At 72.8% G+C, this 7,435-nt stretch carries 6 protein-coding genes; 2 read left to right on the top strand and 4 right to left on the bottom strand.

From position 1 onward, the window contains the following. Positions 1–230: 230 nt before the first annotated feature. Complete coding sequence (locus ACPYO4_RS04000) at positions 231–1,343, bottom strand: hypothetical protein (RefSeq protein WP_425707927.1); 1,113 nt, start codon at positions 1,341–1,343, stop codon at positions 231–233. 252 nt (positions 1,344–1,595) lie between these two features. Further along, positions 1,596–2,498, bottom strand: a complete 903-nt coding sequence (locus ACPYO4_RS03995; protein ID WP_425707926.1) for a sulfurtransferase — start codon at positions 2,496–2,498, stop codon at positions 1,596–1,598. A gap of 338 nt (positions 2,499–2,836) precedes the next feature. Here ACPYO4_RS03995 and ACPYO4_RS03990 point away from each other — a divergent pair, with 338 nt between their 5' ends. Then, positions 2,837–4,876, top strand: coding sequence for a hypothetical protein (locus tag ACPYO4_RS03990; protein ID WP_425707925.1), 2,040 nt, complete (start codon positions 2,837–2,839; stop codon positions 4,874–4,876). Positions 4,877–4,942: 66 nt separating this feature from the next. On the opposite strand, the gene ACPYO4_RS03985 is transcribed toward ACPYO4_RS03990, so the two are convergent. Continuing rightward, positions 4,943–5,686: a hypothetical protein gene (locus ACPYO4_RS03985; RefSeq protein ID WP_425707924.1), complete on the bottom strand. Its 744-nt coding sequence runs from the start codon at positions 5,684–5,686 to the stop codon at positions 4,943–4,945. 222 nt (positions 5,687–5,908) lie between these two features. On the opposite strand from ACPYO4_RS03985, the gene ACPYO4_RS03980 reads away from it, so the two are divergent. Next, on the top strand, positions 5,909–6,613 hold the full coding sequence (locus tag ACPYO4_RS03980; RefSeq protein WP_425707923.1) for an SPOR domain-containing protein: 705 nt from the start codon (positions 5,909–5,911) through the stop codon (positions 6,611–6,613). Between the two features lie 178 nt (positions 6,614–6,791). Here ACPYO4_RS03980 and ACPYO4_RS03975 read toward each other — a convergent pair whose 3' ends face one another. Next, the gene (locus ACPYO4_RS03975) at positions 6,792–7,181 is read right to left on the bottom strand and encodes a hypothetical protein (protein ID WP_425707922.1); all 390 of its coding nucleotides are present in this window, start codon (positions 7,179–7,181) and stop codon (positions 6,792–6,794) included. Between the last annotated feature and the right edge of the window lie 254 nt (positions 7,182–7,435).

The following is a 7,435-nucleotide window of genomic DNA, read 5'->3' as shown; positions in this document are numbered from 1 at the left end:
GTTGTTTTTTTTTCGGAGCACCCCCCTTCCCCTGGGGTTGTGGTGCTGGACTGGCGTTTCCCCCCCCACCCCCACGACCGTGTCGGACCACCCGGTGCGCGACAACGCTCGGTCGCGGGAACGCCTGACCTGGCCACCGGTAGGGGCTGCGCGGGACCGGCCGAAGGAGTACGCTCCCTTGACGGATGCGTGACCTTATCGTGACCTTCACCTCCGCAGCCCGTCGGCCCTCACCAGTCCGCGACGATGGCGTAGTCGATGACCTGCCAGGTGGTCCGCCCGTCGGGCGCCACGTAGGCGTGACCGATCGCGACCGGGTAGTCGTCGGAGCGGACGGCGCACACGAAGACACCGCCGGGCTCGGGGCTGCAGCCCGTCACACTGGTCGGCCACTGCGGCGGGTCGGAGAACTCCTGGAACGCGTACCAGAGCCACTGCTCGCCGTTGTCGCTGCTCAGGTGGTCGAGCAGGGGCCGGTCCCCGGCGGAGGCGGCGCGCGCGGCCCGCAGCACGACGTCCTCGATCGGGCCGGGCCGGCGCACCCCGAGGGTGTCGTCGCCGTCGCCGTCCCAGTCGCCCACCAGCACGCTGTCGCCGGCTCGCCCGTAGTCGAGGACGATCTCGGCGGCGCCCGGCGCGATCTCGTCGTCGAGGTAGTAGGTGTTGCCTCGACGCACGCCGAGCGAGTCGCGCCCGTCGCCGTCCCAGTCACCCACGAGCACCTCGTCCCCCGAGCGGCCGTAGTCCACGACGATGTCCGCCGGACCCGAGCTCTGCGAGTTGCGCAGGAAGTAGGTGTTCCCCCGCCGCACGCCGAACGTGTCCACGCCGTCGCCGTCCCAGTCACCCACGAGCACCACGTCGTCCGCGCGGCCGTAGTGGACCACCCGGTCGGCCACGCCGTGGGTCAGGGTGTTGCGCATGAGGTACCGGTTACCGCGGCGGACCGCGAAGGTCTCGGTGCCGTTGCCGTCCCAGTCGCCCGTGTACAGGGTGTCGAACGTGCGGCCGAACGTGAACCAGCCGTCGAACTCGGTGGGACCGAGGATGTTGACGTAGTCGATGACGTTGCCGCGCTGCCGGGCGAAGGTGTCCGTCCCGTTGCCGTCCCAGTCGCCCATGAACACCATCTCGACAGGCAGGCTGAACGGGATCTCGTGGTTGGCGGTGCCGGTCCACTCGTCGTTGAGGAAGTACATCTCCCCGAAGTCGTCGTTGCCCTCGCCCGCGGCCACGGCCGACGGCGCGCCCACCCCCAGCAGGCCCAGGGTCAGCGCGGACGCCGCCCCGGCCCTCAGTGACCTTCTCGGCGGACTCGTCCCGGTCTCACGATGCATCCCCATGGCTCACTCCTGCGTGATCCTCGAGGCACGTCACCGGGCCCCGGTGGGCGGTCGGGCGGGCTCGTGCCGGTCCGATCTCAGGAACGTACTCCCGCGGGATCGCCCGGTACAGGCCCGGTCGGTCACGGTTGGGCGGCATCGCACGACTGTGCCCGGCCGCGGTCGTTCTCGCGGCCGGGCGCAGTCCGGGCCGGGCGGGATCCGCCGGCATCGCTCCTGGTCAGGCGGCGGGCGTGCCGGCGTCGCTCCGGGTCAGGAGACGGGCTCGCCCGTCTCGAGCGGGAGCGCCGGGTTGTTGGCCCACTCGGTCATGGACCCGTCGTAGACGGCGACGTCGCCCCGGCCGGCGCGTGCCAGCTGGAAGGCGGCGTAGGTCGCCGCGATGCCGCCGCCGCAGTAGGTGATGATCGAGGGCTCGCCGTCGATGACCTCTGCCGCGTCGCCCGTCGAACGCACCTGGTCGACCTCGGCGGCCAGTCCGTCCTCGCCGATGATCCCGCCCCAGAACACGTGCTTCGAGCCGGGGATGCGACCGGCGCGAGAGAACGTCTGCCGCTCGCCGGTGTAGGTGCGCCGGTCGAGGACGTTGACGAGCACCTTGGTCGGGTCGTCGATCGCTGCGGCGACGGTGTCCACGGAGGCGTAGAGCTCGGGGCGTGGGTGCGCGACGAAGCTCTGCGGCGGCAGTGCCGGGGTCGGACCGGTCTCGACCTCGAGGCCCGCGGCCTCCCAGGCGGGAAATCCGCCGTCGAGGACGTAGATGTCGTCGTGACCGACGTAGCGCAGGTTCCACCACAGGCGGGTGGCCCACATGCCCTGGCCCTGGTCGTACACGACGACGGTGGTGTCGTTACCGATGCCGAGCGCGCCGATCTTCTCGGCGAACTCCTCGGGCGCCAGGGCCGTCCAGAACTCGGGGTTCGAACGGTCGGCGAACTCCTCGAGCAGGTCGACGAACACGGCGCCGGGAACGTGGCCGTTCTCGTGCACGTCGCGGCCGGTCTCGGCGTCGTAGAAGCCGTCGCCCTCGGGGTGGTGGATGATCGAGGTCGCGTCGAGGACGACGACGCCGGGCCGGTCCTTCAGCTCGGCGAGCTCGGTGGCGGAGACGAGTCGGGCGATCGAGGTCGGGTCGGTGGTGCCGGTGGTGGTCATGGGCGCTCCTGGGTGTGGGTGGGGGTGTCGGGTCGGCAGCGCTGAAGAAGCGCTGTCAGCGACATCGGCGGGAGCGGGCCTGGCCCTGGTCGAGCCAGAGCCGGCGCACGAGCACGAGTTCCACGCCGTCGACGCTAGGTGGGAACGGGGCCCTCGTGGGTCCGCCCCCGCCAGGTCCCGCCATGTGGACCACCGGGAGGCGCGGTCGGGGCCGGACCGGCGAGCGGACGTCGTCCGCGACCGTGCCGGTACGGGTCCACCTCCCCGTCGGAATCCGCTCCTCGTCCCCGACGCGCGGCCACAATGTCGGCAGCCGACCGAGTTGAGCCGTGGAGACCATGCCCAGGAAACGCCCCGCCGTCCCCGCCCTGGCGCTCGTCGGCGCCCTCGTGATGACCGCGTGCTCCGCCGCCCCCGAGGTCGCCCTCCGGCCGTCGCCCACCCGGGCGGGCCCCTCCTGGCAGGAGGCCGCACCGATGGGATCGACCGTCACCGTCGGCGGGTGGGCCGTCACCCTCGGCGAGACCGAGGACGACGCGACCAGGCAGCCCGTCGCCGGCGTCGACCTCGTCGCGGCTCCCGGCGACGACCAACGGATCGTGTCCGTGGTGGTCGACGCCGTCAACCAGGCGGACGGCCCGCTGGATCCGGGCGCCCGGTTCGGGCTCGAGCTCGTCACCGCGGCCGGCGCCTCCTACCCGGGCAGCGCCTGCGAGGGCGAGGCGACGGTGGTCGGCTCCCCCGCCGTCGCGCCCGGCGAGCGCCTGACCGCACGCTGGTGCACGGTCGTACCGATCGACGGGCTCGAGGGTGCGGTGTGGGCCGTCGCCGACGGCGTCGAGGATGCCGAGGAGCGCCGCTACGTGCGCCTCGCCGCCGAGGCGCCGGGCCAGCTCGGCCCCCTGCCCGTGGTGGACCCGCTGGCCGGCCGCAGCATCGAGCTGCCGGCCGCCAGCGGCACGCCGATGCGGGTGGGAGACATCGCCGTCGCGGTCGGGCCCACCGACCTGGCGCCGGAGCTCCTGCCCGACGAGGACGGGGACGAGCCGGTCCCCCATCCCGGCGACATGTTCATCGGGACGACGCTGACCGTGACCAACCTGGGGACCGAGCCGGTGCGGCCCGCCCTGGGCGGCCTGGAGTTCGTCGACTCGACCGGGCTCGCCCACCCGCAGGTCCCCGAGTGCACGCCGCTGAGCCGGCCCACGGACCCCCTCGGCCCGATCCAGCCGGGTGGCACCGCGGAGATCTCCCTGTGCCGGTCCGTCCCGACCGAGATCGTGGCCGGCGGGCGGTGGCAGCTCGCCGAGGGCTCGGTGGGCTGGGAGGGCTCCTACCGGTACGTCGAGCTCGGGGTCGAGCCGACGCCGGAGCTCCTGGCCGCGTCGACCGCGCCGGAGCCGGGGAGCACCGAGGGGATCACCCGGGAGCAGCCGGCGCCGGCCGGGAGACCGCTCGAGGTCGGGCACACGACCGTGACCATCGGCCCGGCCGAGACCGACGACGTCATCGGGTTCGGCGACCACGACCGCGAGAGCGAGGCCCGGGACGGGCACGTCTTCGTCCTCGCCGACATCGAGGTCGTCGAGGACGCCTCCGGCGTCATCGACACCTGGAACCGGTACTCGTTCGACGTCTCCTACGTCGACCGCGACGGCCGGCTGCACCGGGCCACCGGTTCTCCCTGCAGCTACGGCTCGGACGACGAGTTCGACGTCGACGATCTCGAGAGCTCGCGCGGCGGCAGCCCACGGGGCCACGCCTCGGGGGTGCTCTGCGTCGAGGTCGGCGAGGACGTCGTCGACGGCGGCGCCTGGCAGGTCACGAGCTACGGGCCCGACAGCACCGCCCCGCGCCGCTACGTCGCGACCGACGCCGCGGCGACCGAGCTCGATCCCCTCGAGATCCCGGTGGTCGACCCCGAGGACGGAGTCGACGAGGACCGGCCGGCGCCCGCCGGCACGCCCGTGCGGGCGGGACTGTGGGTCGTCGAGGTCGGTCCGGCGAGCATCCGGGGGCACGCGGTCGACGACGAGGAGCCCCTGCGCAGCGGTCGGACGCGGCTCGGGGCGACCGTGATCGTCACCAACACGTCCTCGGTGCCGGCCGGCGCCTTCGACGAGGTGACCCTCGCCTGGATCCCCGACGACGGGTACCCCGCCGCGTACGGGGACTCCCACGCCCAGTGCTCCTGGGATCTCGGCACCGGGCTCGCGGTGGTCACCGCGGGGTCGGTGACCCACGACGTGTGCCTCGAGATGCGCGAGCACGAGGGCGCCGCCGGGCACTGGGAGGTCCGCACGACCGGGTGGACCCAGGACCCCGAGACGGAGGACCTGGTCGAGGAGGAGATCGTCCGCTACGTCGCCGCCGGGTGACGGCGACCCCGGCCGCGGCAGCTCGGCGCGCGGCCGTGCGGGCGCGCGTTCCGGCCGACGGAGAGGTCAGGTGCGCCGGCTGATCCACCAGATGGCGCCGATGATCGTCATCACCACGCCGAGGATGCCACCGAGGATGCCGCCGACGAGCCCGACGATCGGCGCCGCGATCTCGCCGGCGCCGATGTTGTGCCCGACGAACGCGCTCTGGTCGCAGGTGACCGAGTACGTGCCGGCCTGCGGGGTGGTGAAGCGGTGCCCGAGCTCGTACTCGTTGACCGAGATGTCGGTGCCGGTGGTCGACAGGGGCACGCTCGCGCCGTCGGGCCCGACGACCTCGCAGGACTGCGTCCGCGCCTCGGGCGATCCGCCGTCGGAGGCGTAGAGGGCCCATTCCTCGCCCGCCTCGGCCTCGATCTGTGCACCGCCGGCACCCACGGTCTCGAAGTCGGCGTCGGAGACGAGGCTGCCGATGCGCGAGATGCCGAAGACGACCCCGGCGATCGCGAGGACGATGAGCCCGATACCGATGAACGTGACGACCTTGGGACCCGTGGTGCTCTTCTGCTGCCGCCCCGGCATGACTCCATCACCCTGCGCGTAGGGGTTCCCCGGAGCCTGGCCGTAGCCTCCCTGGGGAGACCCGTAGCCTCCCTGCGGAGCGCCGTAGCCTCCCTGGGGAGCGCCGTAGCCTCGCTGGGGCTGACCGCCCTGCGGCGGGTTGCCGTACGCCCGGTTGAACTGGTCCTCGTAGCCACCGCCGGGACCTCCGCCCTGCTGGGGGCCGTACCCACCGCCGTAGCTGCTCATCTGTCCGTCCGTTCGTCCTGTTCGTGGGGCCGGCCTCGCTGGTCGCGCCGGGCGGTCGCAGGGCGAGCCCGCTCCCGGCGCGACGCTAGCAGTGCGCAGGCGCGCGCCAGGCGACCGTGTGCGGGGCCTCCGCCTCGTGATCGCCATCTCAACCCGTCCCCCCGGCCGCGCGGTGGTGGGACCATGTGGCCATCCTCTGCAGAACCCGCCCTAGGAGACCCTGTGCGTCGCCGACTCGCCGCCCTCGCCTTTCCCGCCCTTGCCGCGGCGTCGCTCGCCGCCTGCGGCGGGCCCGACATCCCGACGGCCGTCGCGCCGCAGACCCCGGAGGTCGAACGGTCCACCGAGCAGCCCCCGGCGCCGTCGTCAGAGCCCGCCCCGAGCTCCGAGCCGGCGCCGACCACCGAACCCGCCCCGACCACCGAACCGGCACCGACCACCGAACCGGCACCGACCAGCGAACCGGCACCCTCCGGCGGCGAGGGGGACGACGTCGGGGTCTCGCGCGACGCGCCCGCACCGATCGACACGGCCGTGCGCGTAGGCGACTGGGAGATCCAGGTCGGGTCGACCGTCGACGACGCGAACCAGACCATCGCCAACGAGAACATGTTCAACGACCCGCCGGACGACGGCCACAACTTCGTCGTCGTGCCGATCACGGCGACCTACCTGGGCTCGGAGTCCGGCACCGCCTGGCTCGACCTCAGCATCGAGTTCGTCGGGACGGACGCCGTGACCTACTCCGGGTACTGCGGCGTCGTGCCGAGCCCGCTCATGGATGCCGGCGAGGTCTACGAGGGCGGCACCGTGACCGGCAACTCCTGCGCCATGGTGCGGGTGGATGCGATCGAGGGCGGCGTCTGGCGCATCGAGGAGTCGTTCAACTTCGAGCAGGACACGGCGCGCTTCTTCGCGGCCGGCTGACCGGGCCGGGGCGCTCCTCTCGTCGAGAGGGCGCGAAGGTGCACGAATCGGCCTCCGTTCGTGCAGTTCGGCGCCCTCTCGACGCGCCACGCCGGGCCCGACCCCGAGCCGCGCAGCATCATCGGCACCGGTCCGGCGGCCCTCGCCACCGTGTGGTTCGCCGTCGTGAGCGCTGCCGTCATCGCCGGGATCCGAGCGGCGTCGGCGCGGCGCCCGAGTGGTACTGCGCGTAGACGCGCAGCACCCCGCCGTTCTGGCCGGCGTGCCAGGCGGGCGTCTTGTGCTGCATCGCCCTGAGCCGGTGCACGACGACCCCTGTGCGCGGGCTGACCAGGAGGAAGGCGAACGGCACGTCTCGACCACGCGAGCAGCAGGTCAGCAGCCACCCGACGGTGCCGAAGACCGAGGCGAGCTGGGACACGCAGGCCCGGATGACGTCCTCGAAGTCGGAGCCGGCCGCCATCCGCCACGACTGACCGTGTGACATGGCGTCGTCGCCCGCCGCGACCGGATCACGGTCGAACTCCACCACGAGGTCGTCGGCCGCGGCCCGCTGCTCTCCCTGCATGGCTGCACGGTAGGCGGGTTCACCCTGGATCCCGCACACACCTACCGACGAAAGAACGGCTGAACCCCCGGTCACCGGGGGTCCAGCCGTTCACGATGTCCTGGGACATCACACACGCGGAGACGGTGGTGTCTGGTTCCAGGACATCGTGAACGGGTGTCCCCAGACATCGTGAACGACTGCCCCCTGTCGGGATCGGATGTCCCACGACATCGTGAACGGTGGCGAAGTACGAGGTCCTCATCAAAGCGGTC

Source organism: Georgenia sp. Z1491, assembly GCF_049856175.1.
Classification (GTDB): Bacteria; Actinomycetota; Actinomycetes; order Actinomycetales; family Actinomycetaceae; genus JB111.
Note: the sequence above shows the minus strand (reverse complement) of the source record. Positions and strands in the feature narration are given on the sequence as shown.

What these genes read in the sequence shown, in the direction of transcription:
- ACPYO4_RS04000 (WP_425707927.1), bottom strand. Translation starts at nt 1,343, where the DNA reads ATGGGGATGCATCGTGAGACCGGGACGAGTCCGCCGAGAAGGTCACTG.
- ACPYO4_RS03995 (WP_425707926.1), bottom strand. Translation starts at nt 2,498, where the DNA reads ATGACCACCACCGGCACCACCGACCCGACCTCGATCGCCCGACTCGTC.
- ACPYO4_RS03990 (WP_425707925.1), top strand. Translation starts at nt 2,837, where the DNA reads ATGCCCAGGAAACGCCCCGCCGTCCCCGCCCTGGCGCTCGTCGGCGCC.
- ACPYO4_RS03985 (WP_425707924.1), bottom strand. Translation starts at nt 5,686, where the DNA reads ATGAGCAGCTACGGCGGTGGGTACGGCCCCCAGCAGGGCGGAGGTCCC.
- ACPYO4_RS03975 (WP_425707922.1), bottom strand. Translation starts at nt 7,181, where the DNA reads ATGCAGGGAGAGCAGCGGGCCGCGGCCGACGACCTCGTGGTGGAGTTC.